The sequence below is a fragment of the Quadrisphaera setariae genome, assembly GCF_008041935.1.
Lineage (GTDB): Bacteria > Actinomycetota > Actinomycetes > Actinomycetales > Quadrisphaeraceae > Quadrisphaera > Quadrisphaera setariae.
Genome location: NZ_VKAC01000010.1, coordinates 189,277 through 206,787 on the forward strand (window position 1 = coordinate 189,277; position 17,511 = coordinate 206,787).

Here is a 17,511-nt window from a genome sequence, read left to right on the forward strand (position 1 = left end):
GGAGAACCGGACAGTGGTGTCCGGTGCCGCTCTCGTCGTGGAGGTCCTCGTGCCCGCTCCGCTCACCACCGCGTCCTCGGTCGCCGCCTGGCTCGACCACCCGACGGGCGGTCCCCTGCTCCGGCAGCTGCTGGCGTCCGGGGGGCAGGACGAGAGCGCCCTCGCCCCCGTCCGGCTCCTGCCGCTCGAGCGGCTCGTCGCCCTGAGCGGCGGCCAGCTGTCCGCCGAGGCGCTGTCCGACCTGGTGCGTCGCGCCACCGGGGCCGAGGACCACCGCGGCGCCACGGAGCAGGCCCCCGACACCGCCCACCCCTCTGCCTCCCCCGCGGCGCGCCCGGCCTGGCGCGAGCGCGTCGTGCCCGGCCGCTTCACGGGCCAGACCGTCGTCGTGACGGGTGCTGGCTCGGGCATCGGGCGGGCCACCGCCTCGCGGGTGGCCCGCGAGGGCGGGCGCGTGGTGGCCGTCGACGTGGTCGCCGACCGCCTCGAGGCGCTCGCGGCGGACCTGGGGCCCCGGGCCGACGCCGTGGGGGGCCGCCTGGTCGTCGTCGTCGCCGACATCACCGAGGCGGACGGCGTGGCGCGGATCGTCGAGGCGGCGGGACCCGACGTCGCGGCGCTCGCCAACGTCGCCGGGGTCATGGACGACATGACGCCCGTCCACGAGGTGACCGACGCCGTCTGGGAGCGCGTCATGCGCATCAACGTGGACGGGACGATGCGCCTCACCCGAGCCGTGGTGCCGCTCATGCTGGGGCGCGGTGGCGGCTCGGTGGTCAACGTCGCCTCGGAGGCCGCGCTGCGGGGCTCGGCCGCGGGAGCCGCCTACACGACGTCCAAGCACGCCGTGGTGGGGCTCACGAAGAGCTCGGCCGTGATGTACGGCCGCCTGGGCGTGCGCGTGAACGCCGTCGCCCCCGGACCCGTCATCACCGGCATCGAAGCCCGGTTCGCCTCCGAGCTCGGCGCCGAGCGCATCGGCGGTCTGCTCGCGACCATCCCCGAGCCGGTGCAGCCCGAGCAGCTGGCGGCGTCCATCACGTTCCTGCTCTCCGACGACGCCGTCAACGTCAGCGGCGCCGTGCTCGCCTCCGACGGCGGCTGGTCCGCGCAGTGACCCGCGGCCGGGCGTGCGGCGCTCTACTGTGGGGGTGACGCGCCCTCACGGGACGCGCCGGCCAGCATGGCGCAACTGGTAGCGCACTCGTCTTGTAAACGAGGGGTTGCGGGTTCGAGTCCCGCTGCTGGCCCCACCTCCGCCGGCGCCGGCGGTGCTGTCGCCGCGTCACGCCGTGGCGGAGACCCTCCGCCGCTGCCCCGCGGCGAAGCGGGCGTCGAGCAGGGAGCCGTCGCCGGGGCGTCCGAACAGCCATCCCTGGGCCAGGTCGCAGCGCATCTCGCGCAGGACCTCCGCCTGGGACCTGCGCTCGACGCCCTCGGCCACCACGGTGAGCCCGAGGGCGTGGGCCGTGGTGATGAAGGCCCCCGCCACGGAGCCCGCGGACGCGTCGACGTCGAGGTCTGCGACGAGCGAGGCGTCCAGCTTCACCTGGGCGGCCCGCGTCCCCCGCAGGTTCACGAGCGAGGACGCGCCCGACCCGAAGTCGTCCACCGCAAGGCCCGCGCCGAGGCTGCGCAGGCGGGCCAGGGTGCGCTCCGCCGTGCGGGAGACCCGCTGCAGGTCGGTCTCGGTGACGTCCAGCACCACGGCGCGCGCCGGGACGTCCCAGCGGTGCAGCGCGGCGCTGAGGGCGTCGACGAGGGCGTCGCCCTCCAGGGACCGCCCCGAGAGGTTGACCGACACGGTGGCGCCCGCGCGGCACCACGGCGCGCAGCGGCGCAGCGCCTCGGTGAGCACCCAGCAGTCGACCTCGGTGATGAGGGCGCTCTCCCGCGCGGCCGGGACGAAGGCGGCCGGCTCCAGCAGCCCGTGCCCGGGGCGCTCCCAGCGCACCAGGGCCTCGGCGCCGACCGGCTGCCCGTCGGCCAGCCGCACCAGGGGCTGGTAGAGCAGGCGCAGCTCGCCGCCCCGCACCCCGTCGCCGAGGGCGCTGCGCACCGACGCGCGGGTGTCGACAGCGCACTGCATGGCGGCGTCGTAGACGGACGTGCGCGCCTTGCCGGACACCTTGGCGTCGTACATGGCCAGGTCGGCCCGGCCGAGCAGCGCCTCGGCGTCCCTGCACCCGGGGCCGGTGGACGCCAGCCCGATGCTGGCGCTGACGACCGCGTCGTGGCCGTGGACGCGGAACGGCGCGCACAGCTGGGCGCCGACGCGGTCGGCGACGGCGGCCCCCTCCTCGGCGTCGGCGTCGTCGCACACCACCACGAACTCGTCGCCGCCCAGACGGGCCACCAGGTCGGTCGGTCGCAGGCAGGAGCGGATGCGCTCGGCGGCCCTCACCAGCAGCTCGTCGCCGGCGGCGTGGCCGAGGCTGTCGTTCACCTGCTTGAACCCGTCGAGGTCGATGAAGAGCGCGGTGGCGCTGCGCCCGCCCTTCAGCGCCGTCTCGAGGTGCGCCAGCAGGGCGGCGCGGTTCGGCAGGCCGGTGAGGGCGTCCTGCAGCGCTCGCTGGCTGAGGGCGTCGTGGAGCCCGCGCATCTCCCGGGAGGAGACCTCCAGGGACCTCTCCAGCGTGTACCGCTCGTCGTCGGCCTCTGCGTAGGTGCTGCTCACCACGGCCAGCACCTCCGCCCACGCGTCGGTGCCGGGGGCGACGCGCGCGTCCAGGCCGAGGCGGCGCAGCTGGCGCACCAGCGTCCGGTGCAGCTCGCTCACGCCTGGGCCTCTCGGAGGAGCGTCACGGTCATGGTCTGGTTGTGCAGGTCGCACCCCGTGCGGCCCGCGGGGGCCAGCTCGCCGTAGGAGTAGAAGCCGACCAGCGCGTCGCCCTCGCCGAGCTGGTCCGCCACGGCGTCCAGCTCGTCCTCGGTGCGCCGTCCGAGCAGGAGGCGGCGGCCCACGCAGCTGACGGCCAGGGCCAGCACCGGCGCGCCGGCGGGCAGGGCGGCGCCGGCGGCGGCCTCACCGGCCGCCTGCACCAGGTCCCCGGTGGTGGTGCGCATGAGCTGGACGACCGACCCCTGCGGCACGTCCCCGGCGAACGTCATGCTGCGGGTCTCGTCGTCCACGCCGAGCACGGTCCGGACCAGCTCGCGGTCGGGCTGCTGCGGCGCGCGCACCTGGAGGGGGAAGAGCAGCGCGGTGCCGGGCAGGCCCTGGGCCCGCTCGCCGAGGTACTCGCGGTAGAGGTCGAGGGCCGGGCGGCCGTCCAGCTCGAGCAGCACCGACCCCTCGGACCGGGTCACGGAGCGCTCGGGCCCGAGGGCGGACCAGCCGCCGCGGGAGCCGGAGGCGACCTCCACGCCGGAGCCGTAGACGCCCACGGCGCAGGCGCTGGCGGCCACGGGGCGTCCGTCGACGAGCACCCACGTGCGCTCGAAGCGCTCCCCGTCACCGGCGAGCCCCCCGGTCACCAGCACGCCGTCGCCGGCTCCGTCGGCCAGGCCCCCCGCCAGGGCGGTGCCGTTGACGTCCAGCCCGTCGGCCAGCACCAGCACCCACGCGAGGTCGTCGCCGCGGGCGCGCAGACCGCGGCCCAGGTCGCGGCCGACCTGCGCGGAGGTGCTCGCGGTCACGGGGGAGGTCTCGAGGGCGACGCGCGAGGCGCTGAGGGACACCACGCAGACGGTGAGGGCCTCGTCGGCCAGCTCGCCGCCGAGGACCTGGCCGGCCGTCGAGCAGCCGACGACCACCGAGGTGGGGTGGGCCCCCACCACCTCGCGGACGGCCGCGGCAGCGGCCGAGCCGCCGTCGAGCAGGTCCGAGTCGCCGAAGAGCAGCACCAGCGTGCTCGGCCCGTCGCTGTCGGGCAGCCGGGTGCTCCAGCCGCTGCGCGCCGTCCAGCGCGCGGTCACCACGTCCACGTCCCGCTCCTCGTGCGCGTCCCCCGGCGCCTCCACCCACCTCCTCGGCAGGACGGCGCCGGACGTGGAGGCCGAGGACCGGTACGGCCCCCTTCCGGGTGAACGGCGGCACGGGTGCCGAGGGCGGGAGTCCCGCCTAGGGTGGCGATCGCCGGTCGCACCGGACGCCGTCGTCCCGAGGGGAGCATCCGTGATCTTCATCGCCGTCAAGTGGCGCATCAGGCCCGAGCACGCCGACACGTGGCTGGACGAGGTCGCCGACTTCACCGAGGCGACCCGCGCCGAGCCCGGCAACCTCTTCTTCGACTGGTCGCGCAGCGTGGACGACCCCACGGAGTACGTCCTCCTGGAGGCCTTCACCGACGACGGCGCCGGGCCGCACGTGAGCAGCGACCACTTCCAGCACGCGATGAGGACCCTGGGGTCCAAGGTGGCCGAGCGTCCCCGCATCGTGAACTTCCAGCTCCCGCAGGACGACTGGTCGCGCCTGGGCGAGCTCCAGCTGGACGACTGATGACGGGCGCGCCGGAGCCCCAGGACGACGACGTCGACCTGAGCTTCCGGCTCGACGGTCGCACCGCGCTGGTCACCGGTGCCGTGTCGGGGATCGGCTCGGCCATCGCCGGCGCCTTCGCCGAGCGGGGCGCGCGCGTCGTCGTGGTCGACCTCGACCACGCGGCCGCGCAGCGCCGTGCCGACGAGCTCGGCGGGGGAGCGCTCGGCCTGGGCTGCGACGTCTCCGACGCCGCGTCCGTCGAGGCCGCCGTGGCCGCGGCGGTGGAGGTCACGGGCACCATCGACGTGCTGGTCAACTGCGCCGGCATCGTCGACCTCGCGCCCGCGGAGGAGCTGAGCACCCGCGCGTGGGAGCGCACCCTCGCCGTCAACCTCACCGGCACCTTCCTGGTCAGCCAGGCGGTGGGCCGCCGGATGCTCGAGGCCGGGCGGGGCAAGGTCATCAGCATGGCGAGCCAGGCCGCCAGCGTCGGGCTCCTCGAGCACGCCGCCTACTGCGCCTCCAAGGCCGGGGTCGTGGGCCTGACGCGGGTGCTGGCCGCCGAGTGGGCCGGGCGCGGCGTCACCGCCAACTGCATCTCCCCCACCGTGGTCCTCACCGAGCTCGGCAGGAAGGCCTGGGCGGGGGAGAAGGGCGAGGCGGCGAAGCGGGACATCCCCGTCGGGCGCTTCGCGCTGCCGCGCGAGGTGGCGGGAGCTGCGCTGTTCCTGGCCAGCGGCGCCTCCGACATGGTGAACGGGGCCGACCTCGTCGTCGACGGCGGCTACACGATCCGCTGAGCGGGCACGCCGCCGCCGCCCCTAGGCTCCGCGGCGTGGGCAGCGTCGTCGTGCTGGGGTCCGTCAACCTCGACCTGCACCTGCAGGTGGAGCGCCACCCCCGAGGTGGCGAGACGCTGCTGGCGGGTGACCTGGAGCGCCGCTTCGGCGGCAAGGGCGGCAACCAGGCCGTCGCCGCGGCAGCCGCCGGCGCCGCGGTCTCCCTGGTGGGGGCTGTCGGGGACGACGACGCCGGCCGCGAGTACCTGCGGCGCCTGGAGGCCTTCGGCGTGCGCGTCGAGGCTGTGCGCTCGGTGCAGGGGACCTCCACGGGCACCGCCGTCATCTGCGTCGACGCCCAGGGCGAGAACACCATCGTCGTCGCCCCCGGGGCCAACCACAGGGTGGCCCCCGACGCGCTCAGCGCGCTGGACGGCCTCCAGGAGGGGGACGTGCTGCTCGCCCAGCTGGAGCTGCCGCTCGAGGTGGTCGCCGAGGGCGTCCGCCGAGCGTCCGCCCGGGGCGCGCGCGTCGTCCTCAACCTCGCGCCGTACGCGGCGCTGCCCGAGGACGTGCTGCGGCTCGCCGACCCCGTGGTGGTCAACGAGCACGAGGCCGCCCAGCTGGAGGCCGACGGGCTGCACCCGGCGTCGCTGCTGGTGACCCTGGGGGCGGAGGGCTCGCGCTGGGACGAGCTGGAGGTGCGGGGCGAGCGCGTCGAGCACGTGGTCGACACCACCGGAGCCGGCGACTCCTTCTGCGGCGCGCTGGCCGCGCGCCTGGCGGCCGGGGACGACCGGCGCGCCGCGGTGCAGTCCGCGACGGAGGCCGCGGCGCTCACCGTGCAGCACGAGGGCGCCCAGCCCCCGCTGCCTCGCCCCTCCTGAGGCGGGGCCCGCGCGCTGGCTAGGCTCGCCGGCGTGTCGACGCCGCAGACGACCGACCAGAGCCCCGCGGGCGCCACGCGCCGCGAGCACGACCTGCTGGGAGACCGCGAGGTCCCCGCCGGCGCCTACTACGGCGTCCACACCCTGCGGGCGCTGGAGAACTTCCCCATCTCGGGCAGCCCCATCAGCACCCACCCCGACCTCGTGGTGGCGCTGGCGTGCGTCAAGCAGGCCGCGGCGCGGGCCAACGCGGAGCTGGGGCTGCTGACGCCCGAGGTGGCCGGGGCGGTGGAGGCGGCGTGCGAGGAGGTCCGCGCCGGGGAGCTGCACGGGGAGTTCGTCGTCGACGTCATCCAGGGCGGGGCGGGCACCTCGACCAACATGAACGCCAACGAGGTCATCGCCAACCGCGCGATCGAGCTCCTCGGCGGCACCTTGGGCGACTACTCCGTGGTGCACCCGCTCGACCAGGTCAACCGCAGCCAGTCCACCAACGACGTCTACCCGACGGCGGTGAAGGTGGCGATGCACTTCGCCATCGACAGGCTCCACACGGCCATGAAGGGCCTGTCCCAGGCGTTCGCCGTGAAGGCCGACGAGTTCGCCGGCGTCCTCAAGATGGGCCGCACCCAGCTCCAGGACGCCGTGCCCATGACGCTCGGGCAGGAGTTCGCCACCTACGCCGTCATGGTCGCCGAGGACGCCGACCGCCTCGCCGAAGCCGCTGCGCTGATCCGCGAGATCAACCTCGGTGGGACCGCGATCGGCACGGGGCTCAACGCACCCAGCCGCTACACCGAGCTCGCGGTGGCGGCGCTGCGGGACATCAGCGGCGTGCCGGTGGTCAGCGCGACCGACCTCGTGGAGGCCACGCAGGACGTCGGCTCCTTCGTGCAGCTGTCGGGCGTGCTCAAGCGCACCGCGGTGAAGCTGTCGAAGATCTGCAACGACCTGCGCCTGCTGTCGTCCGGTCCCCGCAGCGGCTTCTCGGAGATCAACCTCCCGCCCGTCCAGGCGGGCTCCTCGATCATGCCCGGCAAGGTCAACCCGGTGATCCCCGAGGTGGTCAACCAGGTGGCCTTCGAGGTGGTCGGCAACGACGTCGCGATCTCCTTCGCCGCCGAGGGCGGGCAGCTGCAGCTCAACGCCTTCGAGCCGATCATCGCCCACAACCTCTTCGAGTCCGTGACGCACCTGACGGCGGCCTGCCGCGTGCTGGAGTCCCGGTGCGTGGTGGGCATCACCGCCAACACCGAGCACCTGCGCGGGGTGGTGGAGCGCTCCATCGGCATCGTCACGGCGCTCAACCCGCACATCGGCTACGCAGCGGCCACCGAGGTCGCGGCCGAGGCGCTGGCCTCCGGGCGCAGCGTCACCGAGCTGGTGGTCGAGCGCGGTCTCATGACGCCGGAGCAGGTCGACGCCGTGATGCGGCCGGAGGTGCTCATCCCCACCCTGCAGCGCCGCGCCGCCACCGTCCGCGACGTCTGAGGCACCCCGGACGGCGACCTACCACCTGGTCGGTCCATGCTGGTGCCGACCCCTGACGGCCTCTCATCCGCAACGACGAGCAGGAGCTTCGACGATGACGCGACCGATCACGCTGTTCACCGGCCAGTGGGCCGACCTGCCCTTCACCGAGGTGGCCCGGCTGGCGGGCGAGTGGGGCTTCGACGGTCTGGAGATCGCCTGCTGGGGCGACCACCTCGACCCCTACCGGGTGGTGGAGGAGGACGGCTACCTCGAGGAGAAGCAGAGGATCCTGGCCGAGAACGGCCTGCAGGTCTTCGCCATCTCCAACCACCTCACCGGTCAGGCCGTCTGCGACGACCCGATCGACGAGCGGCACGAGGACATGCTCTCCCCGCGCGTGTGGGGTGACGGCGAGCCCGAGGGCGTGCGCCAGCGCGCTGCCGACGCGCTGAAGACGACCGCCCGCGCCGCCGCGAAGATGGGCGTGGAGACCGTCACCGGCTTCACGGGCTCGTCCATCTGGAAGTGCGTGGCGATGTTCCCGCCGCCGCCCGCCGGGATGATCGAGCGCGGCTACGAGGACTTCGCCCGCCGCTGGAACCCGATCATCGACGTCTTCGACGAGGTCGGCGTGCGCTTCGCGCTCGAGGTGCACCCCAGCGAGATCGCCTACGACTACTGGACCGCCAAGAAGACCCTCGAGGTGCTCGACCGGCCCGGGTTCGGGCTGAACTTCGACCCGTCGCACTTCATCTGGCAGGACCTCGACCCGGTGATGTTCCTGCAGGACTTCGCCGAGAAGATCTACCACGTCCACGTCAAGGAGTCGGTCCGCCACCTCGACGGCCGCAACGGCCGCCTGGGCTCGCACCTGCCCTGGGCCGACCCGCGCCGGGGCTGGGACTTCGTCACCGCCGGCCACGGCCACGTGGAGTGGGAGCCGATCTTCCGCACCCTCAACGCCATCGGCTACGAGGGCCCGACCAGCGTGGAGTGGGAGGACGCCGGCATGGACCGCCTCGTCGGCGCTCCGCAGGCGCTGGCGATGGTGAAGGAGCTGGCGAAGATCTCCCCGCCGGCCGCCGCCTTCGACGCCGCCTTCTCCACCAGGCGCTGACGCCGCAGCTGCCCCGCCCCTGACCCGCCGCCGGACCGGCGCCGGGTCAGGGGCGGCGCTGCACCACGACGTCGTCGAACTCGGGGTGCGCGGCCACCCAGCGGCTGACGAAGGGGCAGATCGCGGCTGCCCGCCGGCCCTCGGTGCGGGTGTGCTCGAGGGCGTGCCGCACGACCGCGCTGGCCAGCCCGCGGCCGCTGAACGCCTGCCCGATCTCGGTGTGGACGAACACACGTCGCCCTTCGGACTCGAAGTACTCGGTGAAGCCGGCGCGCCTCCCGCCGACGTGCACCTCGTAGCGGCGCTTCTCCGGCACGTGCAGGACCACCTGCCGCGCTTCCGGCAGCACCGCGCTGGGCCTCGTGCTCGGGGGGACGGCGGGAGGTGCGCACGGCGTGGGGAGCGTCACGGCGGGCGGGTCGACGACGGCCATGGACGATGGTCGCGCCCGTCCCGGGTCCGCGGACGGCGCGAAACGCACTCGTCACACGGCGGCGGCGACCGCGGTCGCCTAGCGTCTCCGGGTGGTCTCCGACGCGCGCGGTGGCGAGCCCCTGGTGACGCCGGACGGCCGCTACCTCGTGGTGCGCGGCCGCCTGTGGCGTCGCAGCGACCCGCGCCTGGACGGCGCCGAGCGCGAGCGCCTGGTGGCCGAGCTCATGGCCGCGCGCCGCGCGAAGGGCGCGGCCCTGCGCTCCGGCGACGACGACGGGCGTGCGGCCGCCCGCTCCCGCGTGCAGGCGGCCAAGGAGGCCCTCGGCGAGCGGGGCCCGGTGTGGTGGGACGACGGCGCCCCCGACCTCACCCGCCACCTCGCCCGCACGACGCCCTACGCGGACTGGTTCGCCGCCGAGGACGACAAGGACGCCGAGGACGACGACGAGGACGACGACGAGGGTGGCCGGGGCCGGCGCGTCACAGGCGCGCCAGCGTCGTGATGTCCTCCTCGAACTCGGCGGCCGCCTCCGCGGAGACGGTGGCGCGGGTGCTGGCCACGGCCCGCAGGTAGTCCTGCGTGGTCGGCCCCAGGGGGCCGCCGTCGGCACCGACCTCCCCGCCGTCGCCGGCGCTGGCGAGGGCGTGCTCCATGGCGGCCTGGGAGGCGCGGCGTGCGGCGAACTCGATGTCGGCGGGGGAGAAGCCCTCGCTGTGCGCGACCACCTCGGCCAGGTCAACACCTGGCTGCTGACCGGCGGCACCGGCGGGCAGGTACGCCTGCCAGATCGCGTGGCGGGCCGCGGCGTCGGGCAGCCCGATCGGCAGCACGTAGTCGAACCTGCCGTGGCGCAGGAACGCCCCGTCGATGGCGCGGATGAAGTTGGTGGCGCACACCAGCAGACGGCCCGGCTGCTCGCGGAAGGCCGGGATGATCTTCAGGAGCTCGTTGGTGACGCCCTGCAGCGGGCTGGGCGGTTCCCCGCCGCGGCGCCCGGCGATCTCCTCGACCTCGTCGATGAACACCACCACGTGCTCCAGCGCCGCGATCCTGGTGAAGGTCTCACGCAGCGCGCCGGCCAGCCCGGCGGGGTCGGCGGCCAGGCGGGAGGGGAAGACCTCCACGAAGGGCCACTCCAGCCGGGAGGCGATCGCCTTGGCGAAGGTGGTCTTGCCGGTTCCGGGCGGGCCGAAGAGGACCACCGCGCGCGGCGGGGCCACCCCGAACCTGTCGGCCACGTCGGGGTGCGCCAGGGGGATCACCAGCCGGCGCTCCAGGAGGCCCTTCTCCTCGGTCATGCCGCCGATGGCGTCCCACCGGTCGCGGGGCAGCATCCGCCCGCCGAGCTCGGCGAGCAGGGCGACCTCGGCGCGCTGCAGCGGCAGGTCGCGCTCGAGGTAGTGCAGGTCCTTGAGGGTGCGGAAGCCCTGGCGGTGGAAGGCGCCCAGGGCGGCGGGGTCGTCGGTGAGCAGGGCTGACAGCTTGGTGAGGCCGGATCCGGTCATCTCCCGCTCCAGCGCGGCCAGCAGGCGCGGTCCCAGGCCCTCGTGGCCGGCCGCGGTGCCGAGGAAGACCACCCACCCCTGGGCGTGGGCGGCGCGCCCGACCACCGCGCCGACCAGGCGGCCGGACTCGTGGGCCACGACGGCGTGGTCCTTCTCGCAGGAGGCGAGCACCTCGGCCAGCCCGTACACGGGCTGACCCGCCGTGCGGGCCGAGGCCTCCCACAGCGCGAGCACCCCCTCGACGTCGTCGGCGTGGAAGGGGCGCATCGTCACGCGGCTCACCCGCGTGATCCTGGCGGCTGCGGCGCTGCAGCCGCCAGGGGGCGTGTCCAGCCGCTGGTGACGGGTTCAGCCGTTGGTGAGCCGCGCCATGTGCTCGGGGTAGCGCTCGCCCTGCACCTCGACCTGCGCGTAGGCGGCGTCGATCGCGGCCACGTCATCGGTGGTGAGGTCCAGCTCCACCGCACCGAGGTTCTCCTCGAGCCTGCTGAGGCGGCGCGTCCCGGGGATCGGCACCACCCACGGGCGCTGGGCCAGCAGCCAGGCCAGGGCGATCTGGCCCGTGGTGGCGCCCTTGGCGCTCGCGGTGTCGGCGAGGAGGTCGAGCAGGGCCTGGTTGGCCGCGAGCGCCTCGGGCGTGAACCGGGGCAGCCCGGCGCGGATGTCGCCGTCCCCGAACGTGGTGGTCGCGCTGACGCCGCCGGTGAGGAAGCCGCGGCCCAGCGGGCTGAAGGGCACCAGCCCGATGCCGAGCTCCTCCAGCGCGGGCAGGACCTCGGCCTCGACGTCGCGGAACCAGATCGAGTACTCGCTCTGCAGGGCCGTCACCGGGTGCACGGCGTGCGCGCGGCGGATGGTGGCGGCACTGGCCTCCGACAGCCCGAAGTGCTTGACCTTGCCCTCGGCCACCAGCTCGCCGACCACGCCCGCGACGTCCTCGACCGGCACGGCCGGGTCCACGCGGTGCTGGTACAGCAGGTCGATGACGTCGGTGCGCAGGCGCCGCAGGCTGGCCTCCACCACCTCGCGGACGTGCTCGGGGCGGCTGTCGGTGCCCCCGGGGCCACCGTGCTGGCGGGAGGCGCCGTCGATGGCGAAGCCGAACTTCGTGGCGATGACCACCTGGTCGCGCACGGGCTCGAGCGCCTCGCCCACCAGCTCCTCGTTGACGTACGGCCCGTAGACCTCCGCGGTGTCGAAGAGGGTCACCCCGCGCTCGACGGCCCCGCGGATGACGGCCACCATCTCCTCGCGGCTCCCGGGGTTCGGCCCGAAGGACTGGCTGAACCCCATGCAGCCGAGTCCGAGCGCCGAGACCTCCAGCGCCGTGCCGTTCGTCGCGGATCCGAGGGTGCGGGTGGCGCTGCCGTTGCTCACGGCGACGACGCTAGGCCTCCCCTCCCCGAGCGGCCAGAGCGCAGCCGCGCCCTGCCAGGGCACCCCACGACCGTCCGCGACAGGGCGCTCGCGGAACCGCGTGTCGCTCGCACGGGCCGGGGGCTCGCGGTGGAACCCTCGACGGATGAGCGGGCAGCAGCAGGGGCGTGAGGAGCGCCGGGTGGCGGTGGCGGCCTGGCGGGCGCTGCCCCGGGCGCGACGACGTGCGGTGGTGCAGGCGGCGCAGCGGGGCGTGCGCTCCCACGACGAGGAGGCGTTCGCGCTCGCGGTGGCCGTCGCGCGCACCGCGCGGCGCTCGCCCGGTGACGTGTGGGCCCCCGGAGGCCACCGCGTGGTGAGCTCCTGGTCGGTCGCCGGCGCCGCCTGCGTGCTGGCCGCGGAGGCGGCGCTCTTCGCCGTCCTCGACGCGGTCCCGGTGTCCCTCGCGGTGGCGGTGGCCGTGGTCGCACTGGTGCTGGTGGTCGTCGCGGCCGTCAGGGTCCGCGCCGCCCGGCGCACGCGCATGCTGCTCCTGCAGGCTCCCCCCGCGGCCGGGCCTGCGGGGAGCCCGCAGGCGCTGCAGCTGCCGGCGCCGGGAGCGCGCACCGTGGCGCTGCCGCGCGCGGCGTCCCAGGACGCCGTCACGCTGCGCGGCTGAGGTCCGCCGAGCCGCTGAGCGCGGCGGCTTGGCACAGTACGGGGGTGGAGCAGACCGGGGCGGGTGGCGCGGCGGCCGCTGCGGCGCAGGAGCACGACCGCGGCGTCGACGCCGCGGAGGCGGGGCGCCACGCCGAGGCCGCCGAGGCCTTCGCGCGCGCTGTGGAGATGGGAGACCGGGACGCCCTGCTCGGCCTGGGCAACGCCCTGCTCGACCTGGGCCGCCACGACGAGGCGGAGGCGGCGTTCGCGCGGGCTGTGGACGAGGGCGACCCGCTCGCGGGGCTGAACCTCGGCATCGCCCGCGAGCGCCGCGAGGACTGGGCGGGAGCCGAGAGCGCGTACCAGGTGGCCCGCGGCGCTGGTGACCCCCGCGCACTGGTCTTCCTCGCCGACGTGTGGCGCTGGCACGGGGGCGAGCCCGGCGTCTCGGGCGGCGAGGACGACGCGCGCGCGCTGCTGCGCACCGCGGCGGAGGCCGGCGACGCCGAGGCGTGCGCGGTGCTGGGGACGTGGCTGTTCAGCGAGGCCTCCAGCGCGGCCGGCGGCGGGGAGGAGGGCGTGGCGGCCCTGCCAGCGGGGGGCGAGGTGGAGCGGCTGCTGCGGGCGGGGGCCGACGTCGACGTCGACGCCCGCGGCGACCTCGCGTGGCTGCTGCGCACGCGGGGCGTCCACCGCGGTGACGCCGCGGCCCACGCCGAGGCCCGGGCGCTGCTGCGGTCCGGTGCCTCCGAGGGCGACCCGACCAGCGCCATCCGCCTGGCCCTGCTGCTCGAGGAGGACCTCGGCGACCTCGACGGCGCTGAGCGGGTGCTCCGCTCACTGGCCGAGGGCGGTGAGGTGCGGGCCTGGAACAACCTCGGCCTGCTGCTGGAGCGCCGCGGGCGCGTCGTCGAGGCGCGCCGGGTGCTCTCGCGGGGCGTGCGCGCGGGGGACGTGCTGGCGGCGAAGAACCTGCGCTCCTTCCTCGTGCGGCACCACCCCGCCCAGGTCGCGGAGGGCACCGCGCCCCTGTGAGGGCCCCCTCCCGCGCCCCGCGCCGCCGGGTGGGCCAGGCTCGTCGACATGCGACTGGTGCACGTCGGGCTCGGCGGATGGGGCAGGGACTGGGAGCGCACGGTGCTGCCGCGGGTGCCGGAGGTGGACCGCGTGGCCGTGGTGGAGCCCGACCGGGCGGTCCTGTCGGCCTTCCAGCGGACCGCCGGCCTGCCCGACGCGGCCTGCGCGACGACCCTGGCGCAGGCGCTGCGCCAGGTCGAGGCCGACGGCGTGCTCGTCACCGCACCGGTGGGGGCTCACGTCCCGCTGGCGCTGGAGGCGCTCGAGGCGGGGCTGCACGTGCTCGTGGAGAAGCCGTTCGCCCCCACCGCCGCCGAGGCCTCCACCGCCGTGACCCGGGCTGAGCAGCTCGGCCTGGTGCTGCAGGTCAGCCAGAACTACCGGTTCTACCCCGGGCCGCGCGCCACCCGGGACCTGCTGCGCGGGGGTGACCTGGGTGAGCTGTCGGGCGTCGCCGTCGACTTCCGCAAGTGGTCCAACGACGCCCCGGCCACCACCCCCCATTACCGCTTCCCCCAGCCGCTGCTCGTGGACATGGCGATCCACCACGTCGACCTGCTGCGCTTCGTCACCGGGCGGGAGGTCGAGCGCGTGCACGCCGTCACCAGCTCTCCGTCCTGGAGCCGGTTCGCCGAGCCCGCCGTCGCGTCGGTGCTGCTCGAGCTGACCGGCGGCCTCGTGGCGAGCTACCGCGGCAGCTGGCTCTCCCGCGGACGCCCGACGCCGTGGGCGGGGGAGTGGAGCATCACCGGTGAGCGCGGGGAGCTCCTCCTCGCGAGCAGGCACGGCGGGGAGGAGCCGCCGGTCGACGACTCCCTGGTGCTGCGGGGGGCCGACGGCGACGAGGCCGCGCTGCCGCTGGAGCTGCCGCGGCTGTGGGGCCGGGCCGCGGGCCTGCAGCAGTTCGCGCGCGCCGCTGCGGGTGGTCCGCCGCCGGAGGTCACCGGGCGCGACAACCTCGCCAGCCTCGCCGCGGTCGAGGCGACGGTGCGCTCGTCGCAGACCGGTCAGGTGGAGGACGTCGTCGTCCCCGGCTGAGTCTCGCCACAGATACCCCCCGGGGGTACCCTCGGGGGGTGGCTGAGCACGAGCACGCGCCCACGAGCACCGCCGAGCGGGTGGCCGGCACCGCGACCGACCCCGTCTGCGGCATGGCGGTCGACCCCGACGGCCCGCTGACAGCGGAGCGGGACGGCCACCGGCACTCGTTCTGCTCCGAGCTCTGCCGCGCCCGCTTCCTCGCCGGCGACGACGGGCACGGGGGGCGCGCAGGTCGCGGAGCTCACGGGAGCGACGGCGACCCGGCGGCCACCTACACCTGCCCCATGCACCCCGAGGTGCGCCAGCAGGGCCCCGGCAGCTGCCCCGCGTGCGGCATGGCCCTGGAGCCGGTCGAGGTGACCGCTGGCGCGGGACCCAACCCCGAGCTCGCCGACATGACGCGCCGGTTGTGGGTCGCCGCGGTGCTGGCCGCGCTCGTCGTCGTCCTGGAGATGGGCTCCCACCTCGTGCCGGCGCTGCACGGGCTGGTGCCGCCGGCAGCCTCCGCCTGGGTGCAGCTGGTGCTGGCCACGCCCGTGGTGCTCTGGGCCGGCTGGCCCTTCCTGCAGCGCGGCTGGACCTCGGTGCGCACGCGCAGCCTCAACATGTTCACGCTCATCGCGCTCGGCGTCGGCGTGGCCTGGGGCGCCAGCGTCGTCGCGACCGTCGCCCCGGGAGCCTTCCCGCCGGAGCTGCGGGGCGAGGGCGGCCGCCCCGACGTCTACTTCGAGCCCGCCGCCGTCATCGTCGCGCTGGTGCTCGTGGGCCAGGTGCTCGAGCTGCGCGCCCGCGAGCGGACCTCCGGTGCGGTGCGGGCGCTCCTCGGGCTGGCCCCCCCGACCGCGCTGCGCGTCACCCCCCGCACGGCCTGCGGCCACGGAGGCGAGGAGGTCGAGGTGCCCCTGGAGGAGGTGGCGGTCGGCGACCTGCTGCGGGTGAGGCCCGGGGAGCGCGTCCCCGTCGACGGGGTCGTCGTGGAGGGCAGCGCCAGCGTCGACGAGTCGATGGTCACCGGCGAACCCATGCCCGTCACCAAGGACGTGGGTGACGCGGTGGTGGGTGGCACCACGGCCTCCGGCGGCGGCTTCGTCGTCAGGGCGGAAGGGGTCGGGCGCGACACCGTGCTGGCCCGCATCGTGGCGTCGGTCCAGGAGGCGCAGCGCTCGAAGGCGCCGGTGCAGCGGGTGGCCGACAGGGTCTCGGCGGTGTTCGTGCCCGTCGTCGTGGCGGTGGCCCTCGCGGCCTTCCTCATCTGGGCGCTGGCCGGGCCCGAGCCGCGCCTGCCCCACGCCCTCGTCGTCGCGGTCTCCGTCCTGATCATCGCCTGCCCCTGCGCCCTGGGGCTGGCCACGCCCATGTCCATCGGGGTGGGGGTCGGCAGGGGGGCCCAGCTCGGTGTGCTCGTGCGCGACGCAGAGGCCCTCGAGCGCCTGCAGCGCGTGGACGTGGTGGTGCTCGACAAGACCGGCACGCTCACCGAGGGCCGCCCCTCTGCGGAGCTCGTCGCCACCGGTGCCTCCTTCGACGACGACGACGTCCTGCGCTGGGCCGCAGCCGCCGAGCGGGGCAGCGAGCACCCGCTGGGCGGGGCGGTGGTCCAGGCGGCGGTGGACCGCGGGCTCGAGGTGCCGCGAGCGGAGGGGTTCGCGGCCCCCGCGGGCAGAGGGGTCCGCGCGCAGGTGGAGGGCCGCCGCGTCCTGGTGGGCAGCCCCGTCTTCCTGGTCGAGGAGGGCGTGCAGGGAGCCGGGGCCTTCGCCGGCCGCGTGGAGGCCCTGCGTGCCGAGGGAGGCACGGCCGTGCTCGTCGCGGTCGACGGCGCGGCAGCCGGTCTCCTCGCCGTCAGGGACCGAGTCCGCGAGAGCACCGCAGGAGCGCTCCGGGCGCTGCGCGCCCAGGGGCTCGAGCTCGTGATGATCACCGGGGACGCCCGGGGGACCGCCGAGGCCGTGGCGCGGCAGCTCGGAGTCGAGCGCGTCGAGGCGGAGGTGCGGCCCGAGGACAAGGCCGCGGCGGTCGCCTCCCTGCGCGCGGAAGGACGGGTGGTCGCGATGGTGGGAGACGGCGTCAACGACGCCCCAGCGCTCGCGGCAGCGGACGTGGGGGTGGCCATGGGCTCCGGCACCGACGTGGCCGTCGAGGGTGCGGGCGTGGTGCTCCTGCACAGCGACCTCGAGGCGCTGGTGCGGGCGCGAGCCCTGTCTCGGGCCACGATGCGCAACATCCGGCAGAACCTCGCCTTCGCCTTCGCCTACAACGGCCTGGGCATCCCCCTCGCGGCCGGCGTGCTGTACCCGGCGACGGGGGTCCTGCTGACGCCTGAGGTGGCGGCTGCGGCGATGGCGCTCAGCTCCGTGAGCGTCATCGGCAACGCGCTGCGCCTGCGCCGCACTGACCTCTGAAGGTCCATCGCGGCGGCTGGTCGGTGTTTGTGCTGGTCAGGGGGGCGATTTGGTGTTGGGGTGGGGCGGGGGTAATGTTTCATCTCGCTTCCGGACGGGAAAAGCGGCCGAGGGTCTTGACCCTGGCGCTGGACCTGGTTACTGTAGGGAAGTTGCCTGCCGCCGGATCGTGAAGCGATCTGGTGTGGTGCGGGTGAGACGTTGACATCCTGTCTGGCTGGCCGTGGGGCTGGTTGGCGGTGTGTGTTCGTTTCTTGAGAACTCAACAGCGTGCCGAATGTCGATGCCAACTTTTTGTTGGCTCGAGTTGGATGTCAGATGACGTCTTTTTCGTGCCAGATTTTATTCTCTGACCATG

Annotated in this window: 16 protein-coding genes and 1 tRNA gene; 12 read left to right on the top strand and 5 right to left on the bottom strand. The window is 75.3% G+C overall.

From position 1 onward, the window contains the following. Positions 1 to 16 precede the first annotated feature (16 nt). Positions 17 to 1,117 (top strand): SDR family NAD(P)-dependent oxidoreductase, encoded by a 1,101-nt coding sequence (locus tag FMM08_RS16950; protein WP_222710866.1) that lies wholly within the window; start codon positions 17 to 19, stop codon positions 1,115 to 1,117. 60 nt (positions 1,118 to 1,177) lie between these two features. Continuing rightward, positions 1,178 to 1,253 (top strand) — tRNA-Thr (locus tag FMM08_RS16955). Positions 1,254 to 1,285: 32 nt separating this feature from the next. On the opposite strand, the gene FMM08_RS16960 is transcribed toward FMM08_RS16955, so the two are convergent. Continuing rightward, positions 1,286 to 2,779: a putative bifunctional diguanylate cyclase/phosphodiesterase gene (locus FMM08_RS16960; RefSeq protein ID WP_147927549.1), complete on the bottom strand. Its 1,494-nt coding sequence runs from the start codon at positions 2,777 to 2,779 to the stop codon at positions 1,286 to 1,288. Further along, positions 2,776 to 3,927: an FIST signal transduction protein gene (locus tag FMM08_RS16965; protein WP_187279810.1), complete on the bottom strand. Its 1,152-nt coding sequence runs from the start codon at positions 3,925 to 3,927 to the stop codon at positions 2,776 to 2,778. Before FMM08_RS16965 ends, FMM08_RS16960 begins: the two co-directional genes overlap by 4 nt. A gap of 190 nt (positions 3,928 to 4,117) precedes the next feature. Between FMM08_RS16965 and FMM08_RS16970 the strand changes: the two genes are divergently transcribed. From FMM08_RS16970 to FMM08_RS16990, 5 genes are all read left to right on the top strand, one after another. Further along, positions 4,118 to 4,441 (top strand): putative quinol monooxygenase, encoded by a 324-nt coding sequence (locus FMM08_RS16970; RefSeq protein ID WP_147927551.1) that lies wholly within the window; start codon positions 4,118 to 4,120, stop codon positions 4,439 to 4,441. Continuing rightward, complete coding sequence (locus tag FMM08_RS16975; RefSeq protein WP_147927552.1) at positions 4,441 to 5,223, top strand: GolD/DthD family dehydrogenase; 783 nt, start codon at positions 4,441 to 4,443, stop codon at positions 5,221 to 5,223. Before FMM08_RS16970 ends, FMM08_RS16975 begins: the two co-directional genes overlap by 1 nt. Positions 5,224 to 5,258: 35 nt before the next feature. Further along, positions 5,259 to 6,089: a ribokinase gene (locus FMM08_RS16980; protein WP_147927553.1), complete on the top strand. Its 831-nt coding sequence runs from the start codon at positions 5,259 to 5,261 to the stop codon at positions 6,087 to 6,089. A gap of 33 nt (positions 6,090 to 6,122) precedes the next feature. Next, positions 6,123 to 7,580 (top strand): aspartate ammonia-lyase, encoded by a 1,458-nt coding sequence (locus tag FMM08_RS16985; protein WP_147927554.1) that lies wholly within the window; start codon positions 6,123 to 6,125, stop codon positions 7,578 to 7,580. Between the two features lie 94 nt (positions 7,581 to 7,674). After that, the gene (locus tag FMM08_RS16990) at positions 7,675 to 8,679 is read left to right on the top strand and encodes a sugar phosphate isomerase/epimerase family protein (protein ID WP_147927555.1); all 1,005 of its coding nucleotides are present in this window, start codon (positions 7,675 to 7,677) and stop codon (positions 8,677 to 8,679) included. Between the two features lie 46 nt (positions 8,680 to 8,725). On the opposite strand, the gene FMM08_RS16995 is transcribed toward FMM08_RS16990, so the two are convergent. Then, positions 8,726 to 9,112, bottom strand: a complete 387-nt coding sequence (locus FMM08_RS16995; RefSeq protein WP_147927556.1) for a GNAT family N-acetyltransferase — start codon at positions 9,110 to 9,112, stop codon at positions 8,726 to 8,728. 124 nt (positions 9,113 to 9,236) lie between these two features. On the opposite strand from FMM08_RS16995, the gene FMM08_RS17000 reads away from it, so the two are divergent. Beyond that, a complete protein-coding gene (locus FMM08_RS17000) occupies positions 9,237 to 9,617 on the top strand; it encodes a hypothetical protein (protein WP_369431751.1) in 381 nt (126 codons plus the stop codon). Here the strand turns inward: FMM08_RS17000 and FMM08_RS17005 are convergent. Beyond that, complete coding sequence (locus tag FMM08_RS17005) at positions 9,595 to 10,902, bottom strand: ATP-binding protein (protein ID WP_147927557.1); 1,308 nt, start codon at positions 10,900 to 10,902, stop codon at positions 9,595 to 9,597. The genes FMM08_RS17000 and FMM08_RS17005 overlap by 23 nt on opposite strands. Before the next feature lie 66 nt (positions 10,903 to 10,968). Beyond that, positions 10,969 to 11,997, bottom strand: a complete 1,029-nt coding sequence (locus FMM08_RS17010; protein WP_255472509.1) for an aldo/keto reductase — start codon at positions 11,995 to 11,997, stop codon at positions 10,969 to 10,971. 145 nt (positions 11,998 to 12,142) lie between these two features. On the opposite strand from FMM08_RS17010, the gene FMM08_RS23140 reads away from it, so the two are divergent. From FMM08_RS23140 to FMM08_RS17025, 4 genes are all read left to right on the top strand, one after another. Further along, positions 12,143 to 12,655 carry a hypothetical protein gene (locus tag FMM08_RS23140; RefSeq protein WP_187279811.1) on the top strand — a complete coding sequence of 171 codons (513 nt, stop codon included), beginning with the start codon at positions 12,143 to 12,145 and terminating at the stop codon, positions 12,653 to 12,655. A gap of 44 nt (positions 12,656 to 12,699) precedes the next feature. Then, entirely contained in the window at positions 12,700 to 13,671 is a 972-nt protein-coding gene (locus tag FMM08_RS17015) for a tetratricopeptide repeat protein (protein ID WP_187279812.1), read from the top strand. Between the two features lie 48 nt (positions 13,672 to 13,719). Next, a complete protein-coding gene (locus FMM08_RS17020) occupies positions 13,720 to 14,751 on the top strand; it encodes a Gfo/Idh/MocA family protein (RefSeq protein WP_147927559.1) in 1,032 nt (343 codons plus the stop codon). A 113-nt stretch (positions 14,752 to 14,864) separates the two neighbouring features. After that, complete coding sequence (locus FMM08_RS17025; RefSeq protein ID WP_147927589.1) at positions 14,865 to 17,153, top strand: heavy metal translocating P-type ATPase; 2,289 nt, start codon at positions 14,865 to 14,867, stop codon at positions 17,151 to 17,153. The last annotated feature ends 358 nt before the right edge of the window (positions 17,154 to 17,511 follow it).

Coding starts and splice junctions, on each gene's coding strand:
- FMM08_RS23140 (WP_187279811.1), top strand. CDS start 12,143: ATGAGCGGGCAGCAGCAGGGGCGTGAGGAGCGCCGGGTGGCGGTGGCG.
- FMM08_RS17020 (WP_147927559.1), top strand. CDS start 13,720: ATGCGACTGGTGCACGTCGGGCTCGGCGGATGGGGCAGGGACTGGGAG.
- FMM08_RS16995 (WP_147927556.1), bottom strand. CDS start 9,112: ATGGCCGTCGTCGACCCGCCCGCCGTGACGCTCCCCACGCCGTGCGCA.
- FMM08_RS17025 (WP_147927589.1), top strand. CDS start 14,865: ATGGCGGTCGACCCCGACGGCCCGCTGACAGCGGAGCGGGACGGCCAC.
- FMM08_RS16975 (WP_147927552.1), top strand. CDS start 4,441: ATGACGGGCGCGCCGGAGCCCCAGGACGACGACGTCGACCTGAGCTTC.
- FMM08_RS16990 (WP_147927555.1), top strand. CDS start 7,675: ATGACGCGACCGATCACGCTGTTCACCGGCCAGTGGGCCGACCTGCCC.